18 protein-coding genes and 1 pseudogene are annotated in these 15,687 nt (G+C 69.1%); 13 read left to right on the forward strand and 6 right to left on the reverse strand.

Features of this window, described 5'->3' with window-relative positions; genetic code table 11:
- Positions 1–42: 42 nt before the first annotated feature.
- Positions 43–822 (reverse strand): GntR family transcriptional regulator, encoded by a 780-nt coding sequence (locus AC0B9F_RS18510; protein ID WP_472003850.1) that lies wholly within the window; start codon positions 820–822, stop codon positions 43–45.
- 18 nt (positions 823–840) lie between these two features.
- Here AC0B9F_RS18510 and AC0B9F_RS18515 point away from each other — a divergent pair, with 18 nt between their 5' ends.
- The gene (locus AC0B9F_RS18515) at positions 841–1,305 is read left to right on the forward strand and encodes an NUDIX hydrolase (RefSeq protein WP_472003853.1); all 465 of its coding nucleotides are present in this window, start codon (positions 841–843) and stop codon (positions 1,303–1,305) included.
- A 325-nt stretch (positions 1,306–1,630) separates the two neighbouring features.
- On the opposite strand, the gene AC0B9F_RS18520 is transcribed toward AC0B9F_RS18515, so the two are convergent.
- A complete protein-coding gene (locus AC0B9F_RS18520) occupies positions 1,631–2,782 on the reverse strand; it encodes a hypothetical protein (RefSeq protein ID WP_472003857.1) in 1,152 nt (383 codons plus the stop codon).
- Between the two features lie 283 nt (positions 2,783–3,065).
- Here AC0B9F_RS18520 and AC0B9F_RS18525 point away from each other — a divergent pair, with 283 nt between their 5' ends.
- The 5 genes from AC0B9F_RS18525 (at position 3,066) to AC0B9F_RS18545 (ending at position 5,930) form a co-directional block, all read left to right on the forward strand.
- On the forward strand, positions 3,066–3,398 hold the full coding sequence (locus AC0B9F_RS18525) for a hypothetical protein (protein ID WP_472003860.1): 333 nt from the start codon (positions 3,066–3,068) through the stop codon (positions 3,396–3,398).
- Between the two features lie 715 nt (positions 3,399–4,113).
- Positions 4,114–4,335: a hypothetical protein gene (locus tag AC0B9F_RS18530; protein WP_472003862.1), complete on the forward strand. Its 222-nt coding sequence runs from the start codon at positions 4,114–4,116 to the stop codon at positions 4,333–4,335.
- Positions 4,336–4,416: 81 nt separating this feature from the next.
- Positions 4,417–4,587 (forward strand): hypothetical protein, encoded by a 171-nt coding sequence (locus AC0B9F_RS18535; RefSeq protein ID WP_472003864.1) that lies wholly within the window; start codon positions 4,417–4,419, stop codon positions 4,585–4,587.
- 31 nt (positions 4,588–4,618) lie between these two features.
- Complete coding sequence (locus AC0B9F_RS18540) at positions 4,619–5,524, forward strand: EamA family transporter (protein ID WP_472003866.1); 906 nt, start codon at positions 4,619–4,621, stop codon at positions 5,522–5,524.
- An 85-nt stretch (positions 5,525–5,609) separates the two neighbouring features.
- On the forward strand, positions 5,610–5,930 hold the full coding sequence (locus tag AC0B9F_RS18545; protein ID WP_472003868.1) for a GYD domain-containing protein: 321 nt from the start codon (positions 5,610–5,612) through the stop codon (positions 5,928–5,930).
- A gap of 75 nt (positions 5,931–6,005) precedes the next feature.
- Here AC0B9F_RS18545 and AC0B9F_RS18550 read toward each other — a convergent pair.
- From AC0B9F_RS18550 to phoU, 3 genes and pseudogenes are all read right to left on the reverse strand, one after another.
- A pseudogene (locus AC0B9F_RS18550) lies at positions 6,006–6,116 on the reverse strand (nickel-binding protein); the annotation flags it as partial.
- A 124-nt stretch (positions 6,117–6,240) separates the two neighbouring features.
- Positions 6,241–6,405 carry a hypothetical protein gene (locus tag AC0B9F_RS18555; RefSeq protein WP_472003870.1) on the reverse strand — a complete coding sequence of 55 codons (165 nt, stop codon included), beginning with the start codon at positions 6,403–6,405 and terminating at the stop codon, positions 6,241–6,243.
- A 195-nt stretch (positions 6,406–6,600) separates the two neighbouring features.
- Positions 6,601–7,278 (reverse strand): phosphate signaling complex protein PhoU, encoded by a 678-nt coding sequence (phoU, locus tag AC0B9F_RS18560; protein WP_472003871.1) that lies wholly within the window; start codon positions 7,276–7,278, stop codon positions 6,601–6,603.
- A gap of 200 nt (positions 7,279–7,478) precedes the next feature.
- On the opposite strand from phoU, the gene phoR reads away from it, so the two are divergent.
- On the forward strand, positions 7,479–8,777 hold the full coding sequence (phoR, locus tag AC0B9F_RS18565) for a two-component system sensor histidine kinase PhoR (protein ID WP_472003873.1): 1,299 nt from the start codon (positions 7,479–7,481) through the stop codon (positions 8,775–8,777).
- 5 nt (positions 8,778–8,782) lie between these two features.
- Positions 8,783–9,454 carry a two-component system response regulator PhoP gene (phoP, locus tag AC0B9F_RS18570; RefSeq protein WP_465195177.1) on the forward strand — a complete coding sequence of 224 codons (672 nt, stop codon included), beginning with the start codon at positions 8,783–8,785 and terminating at the stop codon, positions 9,452–9,454.
- 113 nt (positions 9,455–9,567) lie between these two features.
- Here the strand turns inward: phoP and AC0B9F_RS18575 are convergent, their stop codons facing one another.
- On the reverse strand, positions 9,568–10,236 hold the full coding sequence (locus AC0B9F_RS18575; protein WP_472003875.1) for a copper chaperone PCu(A)C domain-containing protein: 669 nt from the start codon (positions 10,234–10,236) through the stop codon (positions 9,568–9,570).
- Between the two features lie 714 nt (positions 10,237–10,950).
- Here AC0B9F_RS18575 and AC0B9F_RS18580 point away from each other — a divergent pair.
- From AC0B9F_RS18580 to rlmB, 5 genes are all read left to right on the forward strand, one after another.
- Positions 10,951–11,433: a CarD family transcriptional regulator gene (locus AC0B9F_RS18580; protein ID WP_003953493.1), complete on the forward strand. Its 483-nt coding sequence runs from the start codon at positions 10,951–10,953 to the stop codon at positions 11,431–11,433.
- A gap of 345 nt (positions 11,434–11,778) precedes the next feature.
- The gene (gene ispD, locus AC0B9F_RS18585) at positions 11,779–12,531 is read left to right on the forward strand and encodes a 2-C-methyl-D-erythritol 4-phosphate cytidylyltransferase (protein ID WP_472003877.1); all 753 of its coding nucleotides are present in this window, start codon (positions 11,779–11,781) and stop codon (positions 12,529–12,531) included.
- The gene (gene ispF, locus AC0B9F_RS18590; RefSeq protein WP_472003879.1) at positions 12,521–13,027 is read left to right on the forward strand and encodes a 2-C-methyl-D-erythritol 2,4-cyclodiphosphate synthase; all 507 of its coding nucleotides are present in this window, start codon (positions 12,521–12,523) and stop codon (positions 13,025–13,027) included. The genes ispD and ispF overlap by 11 nt, the downstream gene beginning before the upstream one ends.
- A gap of 211 nt (positions 13,028–13,238) precedes the next feature.
- Complete coding sequence (gene cysS / locus AC0B9F_RS18595; protein WP_472003881.1) at positions 13,239–14,636, forward strand: cysteine--tRNA ligase; 1,398 nt, start codon at positions 13,239–13,241, stop codon at positions 14,634–14,636.
- 87 nt (positions 14,637–14,723) lie between these two features.
- Positions 14,724–15,668, forward strand: coding sequence for a 23S rRNA (guanosine(2251)-2'-O)-methyltransferase RlmB (gene rlmB / locus AC0B9F_RS18600; protein ID WP_472003882.1), 945 nt, complete (start codon positions 14,724–14,726; stop codon positions 15,666–15,668).
- The last annotated feature ends 19 nt before the right edge of the window (positions 15,669–15,687 follow it).

The raw sequence follows: 15,687 nt of genomic DNA on the forward strand, positions 1-15,687 counted from the left end.
CGGCTCAGAAGTCGCGACGGGTTGCGGGGAGTTGAGTGAGCGTCAGTCGGCAGCCGGGATGCGGTACTCGAAAACGAACTGGTCAGCGGCCATGAGCGTGTCGCAGACCTCGACGACGCGGCCCTCGGTCGTACGTGCCTCGCGGATCAGGTGGACCACAGGTGCACCGGGACTGAGGGCGAGTTCCGACGCCTCCGCCTTGGAGGCTGGCCGGGCCTGCAAGGTCTCGACGTACTCCGCGAACTCGTGACCGTGGTCCTCGAGTCGGGCGTAGATGCCGCCGCCGCCGGGGTTCTCGGCGAACAGCTCCGGGATCTCCTTCACCACGTCCCAGGGGAGGTAGGAGGTTGCGGTCTCGACGGGGGTGCCGTTGCGGAAGTAGAGGCGACGTCGGGCGAGCACCTGGGCGCCGGCGTCGACGCCGAGCCGTTGGGCCGCATCCTGCGGGGCTTCCATGGGCCCGATGTAGAGGACGCTCACCTTGGCAGTGGCGCCGGACTGTGCCGACTCGGCGAGGTAGGCGGCCTTGCCGCCGCGGCGGTGTGAGCGGCGGAAGCGGTCGGAGGAGCGGTGCCGTACCGGCGGCCGGTCCTTCACGATCGAGCCCTTGCCGTGCCGGGTCTCGACGAGCCCGCTTGCCCGGACCTCGACCATGGCTTTGCGGATCGTCCCGCCGGACACGCCGTAGCGGTCGACCAGCTCGGATTCACTCGGCACCATGTCGCCAGGCTTGAGGACACCAGCCCTGATCTGCTGCACGATCTCGTCAGCGATCTGCACGTAGCGAGGTACGGACCGCTCACCTCCTGCTGCGGTTCCCATAGTCCTTCTCTGCCTCCTATGCTCCTGTACATGAGTGAATCACAAGGAGCAACGCCCGCGCCGCTGCACTCGGTATCCGTAGCCGGAGTGGTGGTGCGTGAAGACGGGCGGCTCCTGGCGATTCGCCGCGCCGACAACGGCACCTGGGAGCTCCCGGGCGGGGTGCTCGAACTCGACGAGACCCCGGAGGCCGGCGTAGCCCGCGAGGTCCTGGAGGAGACAGGCATCCAGGTCGAGGTGGACGAGCTGACTGGCGTCTACAAGAACACCACCCGAGGCGTCGTGGCCCTGGTCTTCCGCTGCAAGCCATCCGGCGGGGCCGAGCGCACGTCGAGCGAGTCGACAGCCGTGGAGTGGCTCACGCCCGACGAGGTCAGCGAGCGCATGGCCGAGGTCTACGCGGTCAGGCTCTTGGACGCCTTGGACGGCAACGGCCCCCACGTGAGGAGCCATGACGGGAAGCGCCTCATCACAGCGGGATAAGACTTTCTCTACTTCATCAAGGCCCGCGCACGGCGCGGGCGCGCGCCGCCTCTGCGGCGCGGCCTGCCTCCTGTCTTCGCCCCGGCTGGCCGCGCCCGGCGGCGCGCTCGGCGGCTGCGGGCACGTCGTGGGGAGAAACCCTCTGTGGCTGGGGCGGTCGGCTCCACGGCTTTAGGCAGCCAATTTGGCGCGAGCCTCGAAGATCATGGCCCAAGATCGGGCACTAACGGGCAGGCTCACAAACCTGCCCGATCCGCTGGCTAGCGTAATGGGCCATGATCACTCGTGCCAAATCAGCTCCAGCCCAAAGCCGCTCCTCCGACCTTTACTCATCACCTGCACCTTGCAGCTTCCCCAGAAGGACATCTGGAGAAGCTCCCAACACCTGACTCAACATCTGCGTCAACATGACAGACGTATTGATCAGGTCCGAAATGAGCGGACTTACGTCCCCGTCTCGCTGCAAGATGCGGTTGACTGCATCGCCGGCCTGATGAGCATCTCCACCAGACAGAAAAGCAGACAATACAGCAGCTGCTCTCCTTCCATCCGTAGACATGGAAGGAGGTGGAGGCGGCTCTTCCCCCCGGATTGACTCAAGTGCGTCGTCGCCCTCCGACGCCATCACGACAGATTTCAAGTCGGCTACTGCAGGAAAGGTGCGAAATACGATGTCAAGTGCATCACTTCCTGACCCCCCACGGGAAAGCCGAAACAAAGACGCATTCCCGTGCGCACTAGCATCACCCCACCCCAGAGTCTCTAGCAGTAGGGGAACATTCTTTGCACAGCGCTCCAGAATGATACGGAGCATCTGCTCCTCCACTGCAACGTACCCCTTCATGGCCTCATCGACGAGCGGCATCAGGCTGATCGACTCCGGCCACTTATGAAGCAACGCCCGGGAGTGGCGACTCCAGTGGAAATTAGCTGTCAGCAGGCGCGACTTGTTAAGGGAAACCTCTACCTTTCTGTCAGGCTCTGCCCCCGATACATTAAATTGCCCGGGCGGAATGCCGCAATGCTGCGTAAAGTCCCGGAGATTATAAAGGAAACGGTATCCTTCATAGGCGTCGAACGCAGCGGATGTCGCCAACTTATACTGACCCATGGCATCACTCGTACCGCCGAATTCTCGGAGAATGAAATCGCGCTCATTCTCCAGGTAAAGACGGGTCGCTGCAAGCCAATTTGTCAGCTCGGCCATGAAAGACTTCTTCATGACCTCTCTGTCAACTCGGCGGAACTCACCCCCATACTTCTCAACGCTCGAATAAGTATCAATCATCATCTTCATGTGCGTATAGTTCCTGTTTACGAGCGAGAAGGCACTCCTCTCCACCAAGATCTCATAGGAGTTAATCGCATCTACGCGTTCGCGAAATTCTTCCTCCGAAATCTCGCGGAGGATCTCGATATCCATACCTTTTTGCCCGGGCTGCTGACTCCAGGTGCCAAACGCGTAAGTAATATCCATGTGAGGATGAGATCAGGAAACGGCGAAGTTGGCAATCAACAGCCAGCGATAGGTAGAGGAGCCTGGTGAGTAGCAGAGTCCTCACACAGCGGGCCTCTACACACATGAGAGCGCCCTCCCGGGCCGTCCTCGGGCCGTGGAAGGGCGCTCAATGGTGACCGACGTCGACAACCGCCGACAGCTCGGCAGCAGGTCAGGGCGTTGATCGGTTAGGCGGCCGCAGGTCACGGCCGCCCGTGATCAGTTGTGGCTGTGCAACAGCTCGGCGCGTTCATCATGGAGCATGGGGATTGATCTGGAGCTGCACTCATCACGGCCGGCGCGTAAGAACTGGCGCGCGACGCTCTTGCAAAGCTCCTACGGGCACGGCGACGCTCTAGCCGATGCGCTCGGCTCGCTTCAGCTGCTCGGCGTATCGGGGCGGCTCACTGCCGTCGACCTGTACGGGGATACGTTGATGAACGAGCAGGAGGCCGCAGCCGCCGTTGGGGAGATTGGCAATCTGAAGCAACGGTGCGGTGACGAGCGCCAGCTCGCCGCATTGGTCGACCTCGCAAGGATGCTGGAGGAGTGCGCGGCCACCCCCGGCAGTTACCTATGGTTCGGGGGCGACTGAAGCTCACGTCACGGTTGCCGGATGAGTGTCTAACTGCGTGACAACGCCGACAGACAGCGGCGGACAGGCGTGGACACCTGCGGACCGTCGGAGCAGGTGAGGAGGCAGCGGCCCAAGGTCAGATGCTCGACCAAGTTGCTTCGGGACGAAGAGGTCATCGTGCAAGGCGCCACTTATCCGCTTCCGTCGTAGCGGCCTGTGCTTGTCGACGGCCGACAGCGTGGCTCAGGCCGGCGGGGGCACAGCGAGGCACACGCGTGCCTGCACGGGCGGCTGACCCCTCGTCGTGGCTGACTGTCGTCGGCTGAGGTTCAGACGGGGCGCATCGAGGGTGCTGGCCGTCAGCCGAGCGCGCCGAAGCTGGGCCGTCCCTGGGCCGTCCGAGGTGGCTCGACAGTGGCCAATGATGACCAACGTCGACTACCAGACGCACGTGCCCATTGCTCCCGAACAGCGAAAACGCAGGCCATCAAGATCCCCGGCAAGACCCAGGGCAAGAAGAAGTAGGTTCCACGGTTCAAGCCCTCCACCCGCGGATCTGGCGGGGTGGAGGGCTTGGTGCTGTTGCCGGTCATGTCGGCGAAGGAGGCCGCCGACCGAGTTTCTGCTGTGTCCGGACTCGAAACCGCAGGTCAGCGCTGTGCGGTCGGTTTGGGTGGGCGGGACTGTGCCCGTGGCCACAGCTAATCGCGGGCGCGTAGGCTCATACTGAACCATGACGAAGCCTCTTGCATCGAAGCGTCACCTGCCGACCAGCCCCTTCAAAGCGCCGGTCGCGCCGGCGCCCAAGCACTTCGCCGTGGGCGACCAGGTCACCCATGACGTGTACGGTCTCGGCCGGGTGGTCGGCATCGAGGAGGGGATCGCGGCGCTCGTGGATTTCGGCACGGCGCAGATGCGGATCCTGAGCCCGTACGCAAAGATGACCAAGCTGTAGGACCGCTGTGCCCGGTCACGGCACACCAGGCTCCGCCAGGGGCCTGTGACGAAAGAGAGTCCTCTCATCGAATTGAAACCGATGTTCTCCGCTCCGGACGCGCACACCCGCAGCTCCGGTGCGGCGTCGCCGCATCCCGTGACGAACCCCTTCCAGGCCCCGGACTTCGGGGAAGACGACACCTTCGCGTTCGAGGACGTGGAAGAGCCCGCCGCCACGGGGCCGGTGCGGCGTGGACGTAAATTCGCGTGAGGCGTGGCGGTGAGGCGGCCACAATGCACGGGTGGTCTCAACTGACGACGGTGCGCACGGACTTGGGGCGGTAGACGGAAAGTCCCTGAGGGCGGCGGCCGGGCGGGGTTTCGGCGCCGTCCCGCCCACGGCACTGGTCCTGCTCGGCATCGTCAGCGTTCAGCTGGGTTCGGCGGTGGCCAAGCACCTGTTCGGCGCCGTGGGAAGTTTCGGGACCGTCGCCCTGCGGCTGTTCTTCGCCGCGGTCGTGCTGGTGGCGCTGTGGCGGCCCTCGATGCGCGTGAGCCGTCGTACGGGGGCCGTGGTCGTCGGATACGGGCTGACGCTCGGGCTGATGAATCTCTGCTTCTACCTGGCCCTCGACCGCATCCCGCTCGGCATCGCGGTGACCACCGAGTTTCTCGGGCCGCTGGCCGTCGCCCTGGCCGGATCGCGGCGCTGGCTGGACGCCTCTTACGCCCTGCTCGCCGCCGGCGGCGTCGTCCTGTTGATGGAGGGGCGCGGGGACCTCGATCTCGTGGGGTTCGGGTTCGCTCTCGCCGCGGGGACGTGCTGGGGGCTGTACATCCTCGCCGGGGCCGCGCTGGGCCGCCACACCTCCGAAGGCAACGGGCTGGCCCTGGGCATGGCCGTCGCCGCGCTGGTCGCCGTGCCGTTCGGGGCCGCCGACAGCGGTACGGCGCTGCTGCAGCCGTGGGTGCTGGTCGCGGGGTTCGGTGTGGCGCTGCTGTCGTCGGTGATCCCCTACTCGCTGGATCTCGAGGCGCTGCGCCGGATGCCGCCGCGTGTCTTCGGCATCCTGATGAGTCTCGAGCCGGCGATGGCCGCCCTCGTCGGGCTCGTCGTGCTCCAGGAGTCGCTGCGCTGGTCGCAGTGGGTCGCGGTGCTGTGCGTGGTGGCCGCGTCGGCGGGCGCCACCCGCGGCGCCAACGAGTGAATCCCGTCGCGCCCGGTGTGGGGGCAGGGGCCGGGGCGGGAAGGTCCTTGGCGTATCGGATCAGCTACGGGCCGGGAGTGCCTCCATGCCGAAGTTCCTCGTCCAGGCCAGTTACACGCCCGAGGGCACGAAGGGCCTCCTCAAGGAAGGGGGGAGTGGCCGGCGTGCCGCGGTCGACCGGGTCGTCACCGAACTCGGCGGGACGGTCGAGGCCATGTACTTCGCCTTCGGGGCGGACGACTTCGTGTGCGTCATCGACCTCCCCGACCCGGTCTCCATGGCCGCGGTCAGCCTCACCGTCAAGGCCAGCGGTGCCCTGACGACCCGTGCCACCCCGCTGCTCACCATGGACGAGATCGACCAGGCCACCCGCCGGCAGGTCGGCTTCCGCGCCCCCGGGGCGTAGCGCGCCGCGGGAGCGGAGCGGGACGGGGAGCGGGACGGTGGAGTGGGACGGGGCGCGGGACGGCGGCGTACGGGCTCAGAGCGACACCGGCACCGCGTGGATCTCGTCCGCCTTGTGGCCGGCGCGTTCGTGGATCCGCTGGACCGCTTCGGCCGACGGGCCCTCGGAGAGGCAGTAGACCTCGCCGGTCATGCCGTGGTGGACGTCCATGAACTCGGGCCTGGTCCGCACCCCCGGGCAGGGGAAGGCACGCCGAAGGCCCCGGCGGCGCCGGAGCGGCGGCCGGGGTCCTCGGTGGCGTGTCAGCGGGTCAGCCGCACTGGCACGGGTTGCCCGACTGGCAGCCGCACCCGCAGCCCGAGCCGCAGCCGCAGGCGCCGATCAGGGTGAGGTTCCTGATCTCGGCGGGCTGTTCGGTGGGGCGTTCCCGGGTGGGCTCGGACGTCGTACCGGGTGTGCTGGGGGAATCGGCCATGGTTCCTCCTCGACGAGGCTCGTGCCTGTGCCCATTGCATGCCCGGCCGGTCGGGCGCATCAACGGCGCATACGAGCGCGCACGGTCCGGTGCGCGCCCCCGCGAGCCCCCACGAGCCCCGGGTCAGGCGCGATCCGTGCCCGGCGCGAACCCCGCGTCAGGCAGTCGCCGTGCCCGGCATGGGCCGGAGCCGGCTCAGGCGCCCTCCACTCCCGGCACCGACTGGAGCTCGTCCGCGTGCTCGCCCGTGACCAGGTACACCACCCGCTTGGCGACCGCCACCGCGTGGTCGGCGTAGCGCTCGTAGTAGCGACCCAGCAGGGTGACGTCGACGGCCGTCTCGATGCCGTGCTTCCAGCGGTCGTCGATCAGGTGCTGGAAGAGCGTGCGGTGCAGGAGGTCCATCGCGTCGTCGTCCTGCTCCAGCTGGAGCGCCAGGTCGACGTCCTTGGTGATGATCACCTCGGCCGCCTTGGCCATCAGGCGCTGTGCGAGCTGGCCCATCTCCAGGATCGTGGCGTGGATGTCCTGCGGCACGGCCCGCGCCGGGAAACGCAGCCGGGCGAGCTTGGCCACGTGCTGGGCCAGGTCGCCGGAGCGCTCCAGGTCGGCGCTCATGCGCAGCGAGGTGACCACGATCCGCAGATCCGTGGCCACCGGCTGCTGCCGCGCGAGCAGGGCAATGGCCCGCGCCTCCAGGTCGTGCTGCAGCTCGTCGACCTTCTGGTCGGCCTCGATGACGCTCTCGGCCAGCTTCAGATCGGCGTCCAGGATGGCGGTCGTGGCGCGCCCGATCGCCGACCCGACCAGCCGGGTCATCTCCACCAGACCGTCGCCGATCGAGTCCAGTTCCTCGTGGTACGCGTCCCGCATCAGGTTCCCTCTCGTGCGTGTCGTCCGGGGTTCCGGGCAGGCCTCCCGACCCCACGCTCCCACGTTCCGTCCCGTACGCGTCCGGTTCCGCGACCCCAAATGAACCAATCCTGGCCCCAAGGTGAACTCTGGGCGACGAGTGTTCGAGGTGACACCCGGACGGCTGTGGGCATGTCGTACCCCATGCCTAACCTGGTGGCATGGACGTGAACGCGGCGGTCGCCGCAGCGGCAGCGATCGCCGGAGTGCTCACCGGTGTGATCGCCATGCTGGCGTTCCGCTGGAGCGAGCGGGAGCAGAAGCGCCCCACTCGTACCTCTCTGCACACCGAAGCCGTGCTTCCGCCCGGCGTCGACACCGTCCTGTCCGTTCTCCGCTCCTCCGCCGTCGTCCTCGACGAGGCGGACGCGGTGGTCAAGGCCAGCTCCGCCGCGTACGCCCTCGGGCTGGTGCGCGGCGGCCGGCTCTCCGTCGAGCCGATGCTCCAGATGGCCCGCGACACCCGCAGGGACGGGGAGATACGACAGGTCGAGCTCGACCTTCCCAGGAGGGGCACCGGACGCGGGGAGGCGCTCGCCGTCTCCGCGCGGGTCGCGCCGCTCGGGTCGCGGCTGGTGCTGCTGCTCGTCGAGGACCTCACCGAGGCCCGGCGCATCGAGGCGGTCCGGCGGGACTTCGTGGCGAACGTGAGCCATGAGCTGAAGACGCCGGTCGGCGCGCTCTCCCTGCTGTCGGAGGCCGTCATGGACGCCTCCGACGACCCGGAGGCCGTGCAGCGGTTCGCCGGGCGCATGCAGATCGAGGCGACCCGGCTGACCAACCTGGTGCAGGAACTCATCGACCTCTCCCGGGTGCAGAACGACGACCCGCTGGAGGACGCCGAGCCGGTCCGGGTCGACGAACTGGTCGCCGAGGCCATCGACCGCTGCCGGCACCAGGCGGGCACCAAGCAGATCACCATGGCTGCGGGGGGCACGGCGGACCTGGCCGTGTGGGGCAACCGCGGGCAGCTCGCCGCCGCCCTCGGCAACCTCGTCGAGAACGCCGTCAACTACTCCCCGGCCCGCACCCGCGTGGGCATCGCCGCCCGGCGGCTCACCGCTCCCGGCGGTGACATGATCGAGATCGCCGTGACCGACCAGGGCATCGGCATCTCCGACAAGGACAAGGAGCGCATCTTCGAGCGCTTCTACCGCGTCGACCCGGCCCGCTCCCGTGCCACCGGAGGCACCGGCCTGGGCCTGGCCATCGTCAAACACGTGGCCGCCTCGCACGGCGGGGAGGTCACGGTGTGGAGCGCCGAGGGACAGGGCTCCACCTTCACCCTGCGACTGCCGGAGGCGGGTGCGGGCCGGGACCGCGCCCACCAGCACCCCGACCTCGAAGGCGAGGACGACCCCGACGGGGCCGGCCGGTTCGCCGAGCCGTCGCGCGGCTCGTCCCACACCCCCGACTCATCCGCGTACGAAACGCTTTCCGCCCCGGAGGTCCTTCCGTGACCCGTGTGCTCGTCGTCGAGGACGAGGAGTCCTTCTCCGACGCCCTGTCGTACATGCTCCGCAAGGAGGGCTTCGAGGTGGCTGTGGCAGCCACCGGCCCCGACGGACTCGACGAGTTCGAGCGCAACGGCGCCGACCTCGTCCTCCTCGACCTGATGCTGCCGGGTCTGCCCGGTACGGAGGTGTGCCGTCAGCTGCGCGGCCGCTCCAACGTCCCGGTGATCATGGTGACCGCCAAGGACAGCGAGATCGACAAGGTGGTGGGCCTGGAGATAGGGGCCGACGACTACGTCACCAAGCCCTTCTCCTCCCGCGAGCTGGTCGCCCGCATCCGCGCGGTGCTGCGCCGCCGCGGCGAGCCGGAGGAGGTCGCCCCGGCCGCGCTGGAGGCCGGCCCGGTCCGTATGGACGTCGACCGGCACGTGGTCACCGTCGCCGGCTCCAAGGTCGACCTGCCGCTGAAGGAGTTCGACCTGCTGGAGATGCTGCTGCGCAACGCGGGCCGCGTCCTGACCCGTATGCAGCTCATCGACCGGGTCTGGGGCGCCGACTACGTGGGTGACACCAAGACCCTCGACGTCCACGTCAAGCGGCTGCGCGCCAAGATCGAGCCGGACCCGGGCGCACCGCGCTACCTGGTGACGGTGCGCGGCCTCGGATACAAGTTCGAGCCGTAAACCGCGCCTCGGGCGGCCTCTGCGGTCCTCCGGTGCTTACGGCGAAGGGCGGCACCCCGCGTGGGGTGCCGCCCTTCGCCGTCGTACGGCGGTACGGCCGGGACGGCGACGGCTCAGTGGCCGGCCGACGGCGAGGTGCTCGCGGACGCCTGGTCGGTCGGGGTGCCGGAGGGCGACTGCGACGTGTTCGGCGAGGCAGAGCCGGACGGGGAGCCGGACGGGGATCCGGACGGCTTCTGGGACGGGCTCTGCGCCGGGGCGCTCGGAATGTTGCTCGGGCCCCAGTTGCTGAAGTAGCTGGTGGCCGGGACGACGAACGCGGTCAGCGTCACGTCGCCGGCCTTGCTGAAGGTGAAGGTGACCTTCTGGGCGTTGCCGTCCTGGACCGCCTCGCGGCCGGAGGACAGCATGGCCGTGGCGTTGCCCTTGCCGCCGACGACGACGGAGCCGTGGGCCGGGACGGTCACCTTGCCCTTGCCGCTCGCGGGCTTGATCTCGGCGGTCTTGCCGCCGCCCGCCACCTTGATGGCGTCCAGCGTCTGGGCGGTGCCGCCGCTGTTGAACAGGGTCGCGGAGATCGCGGCCGGGCCGGTGGACTCGCGGTCGGGCTGGGTGATGACGAGCGCGTTCTGGATCTTGATGTCCCCGACGCTCGTGGCGGCGTTGTCCGGCTTGATCTGCAGGGTCTGGGCGTCGTTCCCGGAGCCACAGGCGGCCAGCGAGGCGATCGAGAGGGCGGTGACGGAGGCGGCGAGGGCGCCGCGTCGAAGGCTGCTGCTCACGGCGGCGGCAACTCCTTGAACGCAGGGGCGGCTTTCCTTGTAAAGCCGCCCTAAGGGTCAGTCAGCGCGCTTAGGTTATCGAGCCGTTCCCGCGCCGCCGCACCCGACCCTCCCCGGAGCCCGCGGATCGCCCGGCAGGCGGTACGGCGGGAGGGGCCCCTCGGGGGCGTGCGGAGTGCCGGCCGAGTCGTCAGTGACTCACCAGTCACTTGGATCACTGGCTTCGTACGCCATTCACATAAGTCGCCGCAGGTCTCCGGCGTGCCGCAGGCGAATATTCCGTGAAGAATGCACGGCCGTCGCCGAAATTTGATCACGCCGGATGTGCCGGCCCCCTTCTCGCCGCCTTCCCACTCCCTTCCGGCTGCGTTCCTGATCGCTTCCCGACTCGTTCCGTGGGGGCCGTGATCAATTCCGGATTCGGCGCGTAAGCGCCGCCGGAGGGCCGAACGGAGTAGCGGAAGTCGCACGCACGGAACCGGACATTTGGGGATCTTCGACCTGTCATGGAGGGTTCCCGGAGGTTGTGACAGGCGCGTTTCACGTGCCCCGGGAAGCGCCTCCGACCTGCGAATACCTGCCTCCGCTCGCCCGCCGCAGCACGTCCCCGTCGCTGTTGTCAAGCCCCGAGATATGCCCTGACCTGCGAAAACGCCATTCAGAAGACGCCGTATCCGTGTTACTCTGGATAGCCACGGAAGGGGTACCTGTCACATGACGTTCAAGGTTGGCGACACCGTGGTCTATCCCCATCACGGGGCCGCGCTGATCGAGGCTATCGAAACTCGCCAGATCAAAGGCGTGGACAAGACCTACTTGGTGCTGAAGGTCGCCCAGGGTGACCTGACGGTACGTGTGCCAGCGGACAATGCGGAGTTCGTCGGCGTACGTGATGTGGTCGGTCAGGACGGGCTGGACCGGGTCTTCGAGGTGCTGCGCGCTCCGTATGCCGAGGAGCCCACGAACTGGTCCCGTCGCTACAAGGCAAATCTGGAGAAGCTCGCCTCCGGCGATGTCATCAAGGTCGCGGAAGTCGTGCGTGACCTGTGGCGTCGCGAGCGCGAGCGTGGACTCTCCGCAGGTGAGAAGCGCATGCTCGCCAAGGCGCGCCAGATCCTGGTGAGCGAGCTCGCCCTCGCGGAGAACACGAACGAGGACAAGGCCGAGGCCCTCCTCGACGAGGTTCTCGCGTCCTGACGCGGTCCCGTCCGCCTCAGTTCAGCACGGTGTGAAATGCCGCGGTGCCCGATGACCTGACTGTGTCGCCGGGCGCTGCGGCATGTTCGTTTCCGCCGCCGTGTACGCCTCGCGCTGCGTACGCTACGTCTCGTACGTTTCCCCTATCCGCGCACGTGACGTCGCTGCGGTCCTGCTGTCGTCCCATCGAGCCGTCGTCCTGCCGGGAAAGCCCCCGACACCGATGTGCCGGGGTCGGGCCGCCGGCTCGACCAGGGTCACGGAAGGGTCCGGTCAGAGCGTCGCGCGCCCGGCACGGTGAGGCCATACCCACCGGGGCCGAGCACACAAACCTGACAGGAACCGATGTCTGACGTTTCGCGTCCTTCAGCCACCGAGCCGCGTACGGCCGTGGTGATTCCGGCCGCAGGCCGCGGCGTACGCCTGGGGCCGGGCGCCCCCAAAGCACTGCGCGCGCTGAGCGGCACACCCATGCTCGTGCACGCGGTGCGTGCCATGGCGGCGTCGCGGTTTGTCTCCCTCGTCGTGGTGGTGGCTCCGCCGGAGGGCGCCGGGGAGGTCAGGAGCCTGCTCGACGCGCACGCGCTGCCCGAGCGGACGGACTTCGTCGTCGTGCCCGGCGGGGAGTCGCGGCAGGAGTCCGTGAAGCTCGGGCTGGACGCGCTGCCGGGCGACTACGACATCGTGCTGGTGCACGACGCCGCGCGGCCGCTGGTGCCCGTCGACACGGTGGACGCGGTGATCGAGGCGGTGCGTGCGGGCGCGGTGGCCGTCGTTCCGGCGGTGCCGCTCGCGGACACCGTGAAGGAGGTCGAGCCGGCGGCGGTGGCGGGCGAGCCCGAGCCGGTTCTGGCCACGCCGTCGCGGGCGCGGCTGCGGGCCGTGCAGACGCCGCAGGGGTTCGACCGGTCGACGCTGGTGCGGGCGCACGAGAGCGTGAGCGGGGAGGTGACCGACGACGCGAGCATGGTCGAGCAGCTCGGGGAGCGGGTGGTCGTCGTGCCGGGGCACGAGGAGGCGTTCAAGGTGACGCGGCCGTTGGATCTGGTGCTGGCGGAGGCGGTTCTCGCGCGGCGGAGGTTGAACGATGGGTTCTGAGGCTTCGCAGGCTGTGCCGGTGCTTCCTCGGGTCGGGATCGGTACCGATATTCACGCCTTCGAGGAAGGGCGTGAGTTGTGGTGCGCGGGGCTGAAGTGGGAAGGGGAGGGGCCCGGGCTGGCCGGGCACTCCGACGCGGACGTCGTCGCGCACGCGGCGTGCAACGCCCTGTTCTCCGCGGCGGGCCTGGGGGACCTCGGGCAGCACTTCGGGACCGGCCGGCCGGAGTGGTCGGGGGCGTCGGGGGTCACGCTGCTGGCGGAGGCGGCGCGGATCGTGCGCGAGGCGGGGTTCGTCATCGGGAACGTCGCGGTGCAGGTGATCGGGGCGCGGCCCAAGATCGGGAAGCGGCGGGGCGAGGCGGAGGAACTGCTGTCGTCCGTGGTCGGGGCGGCGGTGTCCGTGTCCGGGGCGACGACGGACGGGCTGGGGTTTCCGGGGCGGGGGGAGGGGTTGATGGCTGTGGCTACGGCGTTGGTGGTTCGGGCGGGGTGAGGTTGTCGCCGGGGTCGGGGGTGTCCGTCCTCGGCCCGGCCGCCCGTTTCCGACGAGGGCGCCCTGCTGCCGGTGCCGGCCGCTGCGGGCGGACACCCCCACCCCGGCCCCTTCCCGCCGCGCGCGGGTGCACCGACGCCGAGGTCACGAAAGCGTCCCCGTAAGCCCGCGGCGGCGTCTGGCACTGGTGTGGGGCCACTACCCTGGATGCGTGACTATTCGCCTGTACGACACCAGCGCCCGGCAGATCCGTGACTTCGCCCCGCTCACTCCGGGTTGTGTCTCGATCTACCTGTGTGGCGCCACCGTGCAGGCGGCCCCGCACATCGGGCACATCCGGTCGGGGCTGAACTTCGACATCCTGCGCCGCTGGTTCGCCTACCGCGGCTACGACGTCACCTTCATCCGCAACGTCACGGACATCGACGACAAGATCATCAGGAAGGCGGCCGAGCAGGGCCGCCCCTGGTGGGCCATCGGGTACGAGAACGAGCGCGCGTTCAACGACGCCTACACGGCGCTCGGATGCCTGCCGCCGACGTACGAGCCGCGGGCGACCGGCCATGTCACCGAGATGGTCGAGATGATGCGCACGCTCATCGAGCGCGGGCACGCCTACGAGGCCGACGGCAACGTCTACTTCGACGTGCGGTCGTGGCCGACGTACCTGGAGCTGTCCCGGCAGGACCTGGACGAGATGCGCCAGCCCGCCGAGGAGGGCGTCACCGGCAAGCGGGACCCGCGCGACTTCGCCATGTGGAAGGCCGTCAAGCCGGGTGAGCCGAGCTGGGAGACGCCGTGGGGGCGCGGGCGCCCCGGGTGGCACCTGGAGTGCTCGGCCATGGCGCACAAGTACCTGGGGTCCGCCTTCGACATCCACGGCGGCGGCCTCGACCTGATCTTCCCGCACCACGAGAACGAGATCGCCCAGGCGAAGGCGTTCGGCGACGACTTCGCCCGGTACTGGCTGCACAACGCCTGGGTCACCATGAGCGGCGAGAAGATGTCCAAGTCGCTGGGCAACAGCGTCCTGGTCTCCGAGATGGTCAAGCAGTGGCGGCCGATCGTTCTCCGCTACTACCTGGGGACCCCGCACTACCGCTCGACCATCGAGTACAGCGAGGAGTCGCTGCGCGAGGCCGAGTCCGCGTTCGCCCGGATCGAGGGCTTCGTGCAGCGGGTCGTGGAGAAGGCCGGCGCGGTGGAGCCCGCCGCCGAGGTGCCGCCCGCCTTCGCCGAGGCCATGGACGACGACCTCGGCGTGCCGCAGGCCCTGGCGGTCATTCATACGACGGTGCGCCAGGGCAACAGCGCTCTGGCCGCCGACGACAAGGACGCCGCCGTGGCGCGGCTCGCCGAGGTGCGGGCCATGCTGGGCGTCCTCGGGCTCGACCCGCTCGGCGAGCAGTGGGCCGGCGAGAACGACCGGGGCGACGACCTGCACGGGGTCGTCGACAGCCTCGTACGCCTGGTCCTGGAGCAGCGCGAGTCCGCCCGGGCGCGCAAGGACTGGGCGACCGCGGACGCCATCCGGGACCAGCTCGCTCAGTCGGGGCTGGTCATCGAGGACAGCCCGCAGGGGCCGCGCTGGAGCCTCGGAGCCCGTTAGAACACCGCGAATGTGCCGCCCGGAGCTACGGGCGGCACACTTGCACTGACGTACGTACACCCAACGCATCACGGAGACAGGTAGGTCATGGCCGCGAACAACCGTCGCATGTCCGGTAAGAAGGGCGCGCAGGTCGGCAGTGGCGGCAAGCGGCGCCGGGGCCTGGAGGGCAAGGGCCCGACTCCGCCCGCCGAGATGCGCAAGGGGCACGCCAAGCAGCGTGCGGCGCAGTCGAAGGCCCGGCGCGCGCAGGGGCGTGCGCCGCAGCGCCGGGGCGGCGGCAAGTCCGCCTCCGAGCTGGTCGTCGGCCGTAACCCGGTCTACGAGGCGCTGCGTGAGGGGGTGCCCGCGACCACGCTGTACGTGCAGCAGTTCATCGACAACGACGAGCGGGTGCGCGAGGCGCTGCAGCTCGCCGCCGAGCGCGGCGGCATCAACCTGATGGAGGCCCCGCGTCCCGAGCTGGACCGGATGACGAACGGGCTCAACCACCAGGGCCTCGTCCTGCAGATCCCGCCGTACGAGTACGCCCACCCCGAGGAGCTCGCCGACGCCGCCGCGGACGTGGGTGAGGACCCGCTGATCGTCGCGCTGGACGGGGTGACCGACCCGCGCAACCTCGGTGCCGTCGTGCGGTCCGTGTCCGCGTTCGGGGGTCACGGTGTCGTCGTGCCCGAGCGGCGTGCGGCCGGTATGACCGCCGGCGCCTGGAAGACGTCCGCCGGTACGGCCGCCCGGACGCCGGTCGCGCGCGCGACGAATCTGACGCGGGCGCTGGAGGCGTACAAGAAGGCCGGGATCGTCGTGGTCGGCCTGGCCGCGGACGGGGACGTCGAGCTCGGTGAGCTGGAGGCGCTCGGGGGCCCGGTGTGCATCGTCGTCGGCAGCGAGGGCAAGGGACTGTCCCGGCTGGTCGGCGAGACCTGTGACTACCGGGTGCGCATCCCGATGCCGGGCGGCGCCGAGTCGCTCAACGCCGGTGTCGCGGCGGGCATCGTGCTCTACGAGGCCTCCTCCCGCCGCCGGGGCTGAATGCCTGTTCGCCGGCATC

The organism is Streptomyces sp. NPDC097129 (assembly GCF_055668065.1).

Excerpts from the sequence above, each read along its gene's own strand:
- AC0B9F_RS18555 (WP_472003870.1), bottom strand. The coding sequence starts at position 6,405 with ATGGCCGATTCCCCCAGCACACCCGGTACGACGTCCGAGCCCACCCGG.
- rlmB (WP_472003882.1), top strand. The coding sequence starts at position 14,724 with ATGGCCGCGAACAACCGTCGCATGTCCGGTAAGAAGGGCGCGCAGGTC.
- phoR (WP_472003873.1), top strand. The coding sequence starts at position 7,479 with ATGGACGTGAACGCGGCGGTCGCCGCAGCGGCAGCGATCGCCGGAGTG.
- AC0B9F_RS18525 (WP_472003860.1), top strand. The coding sequence starts at position 3,066 with ATGGGGATTGATCTGGAGCTGCACTCATCACGGCCGGCGCGTAAGAAC.
- AC0B9F_RS18520 (WP_472003857.1), bottom strand. The coding sequence starts at position 2,782 with ATGGATATTACTTACGCGTTTGGCACCTGGAGTCAGCAGCCCGGGCAA.
- AC0B9F_RS18530 (WP_472003862.1), top strand. The coding sequence starts at position 4,114 with ATGACGAAGCCTCTTGCATCGAAGCGTCACCTGCCGACCAGCCCCTTC.
- AC0B9F_RS18535 (WP_472003864.1), top strand. The coding sequence starts at position 4,417 with ATGTTCTCCGCTCCGGACGCGCACACCCGCAGCTCCGGTGCGGCGTCG.
- AC0B9F_RS18515 (WP_472003853.1), top strand. The coding sequence starts at position 841 with ATGCTCCTGTACATGAGTGAATCACAAGGAGCAACGCCCGCGCCGCTG.
- AC0B9F_RS18510 (WP_472003850.1), bottom strand. The coding sequence starts at position 822 with ATGGGAACCGCAGCAGGAGGTGAGCGGTCCGTACCTCGCTACGTGCAG.
- phoU (WP_472003871.1), bottom strand. The coding sequence starts at position 7,278 with ATGCGGGACGCGTACCACGAGGAACTGGACTCGATCGGCGACGGTCTG.
- AC0B9F_RS18580 (WP_003953493.1), top strand. The coding sequence starts at position 10,951 with ATGACGTTCAAGGTTGGCGACACCGTGGTCTATCCCCATCACGGGGCC.
- ispD (WP_472003877.1), top strand. The coding sequence starts at position 11,779 with ATGTCTGACGTTTCGCGTCCTTCAGCCACCGAGCCGCGTACGGCCGTG.
- ispF (WP_472003879.1), top strand. The coding sequence starts at position 12,521 with ATGGGTTCTGAGGCTTCGCAGGCTGTGCCGGTGCTTCCTCGGGTCGGG.
- AC0B9F_RS18545 (WP_472003868.1), top strand. The coding sequence starts at position 5,610 with ATGCCGAAGTTCCTCGTCCAGGCCAGTTACACGCCCGAGGGCACGAAG.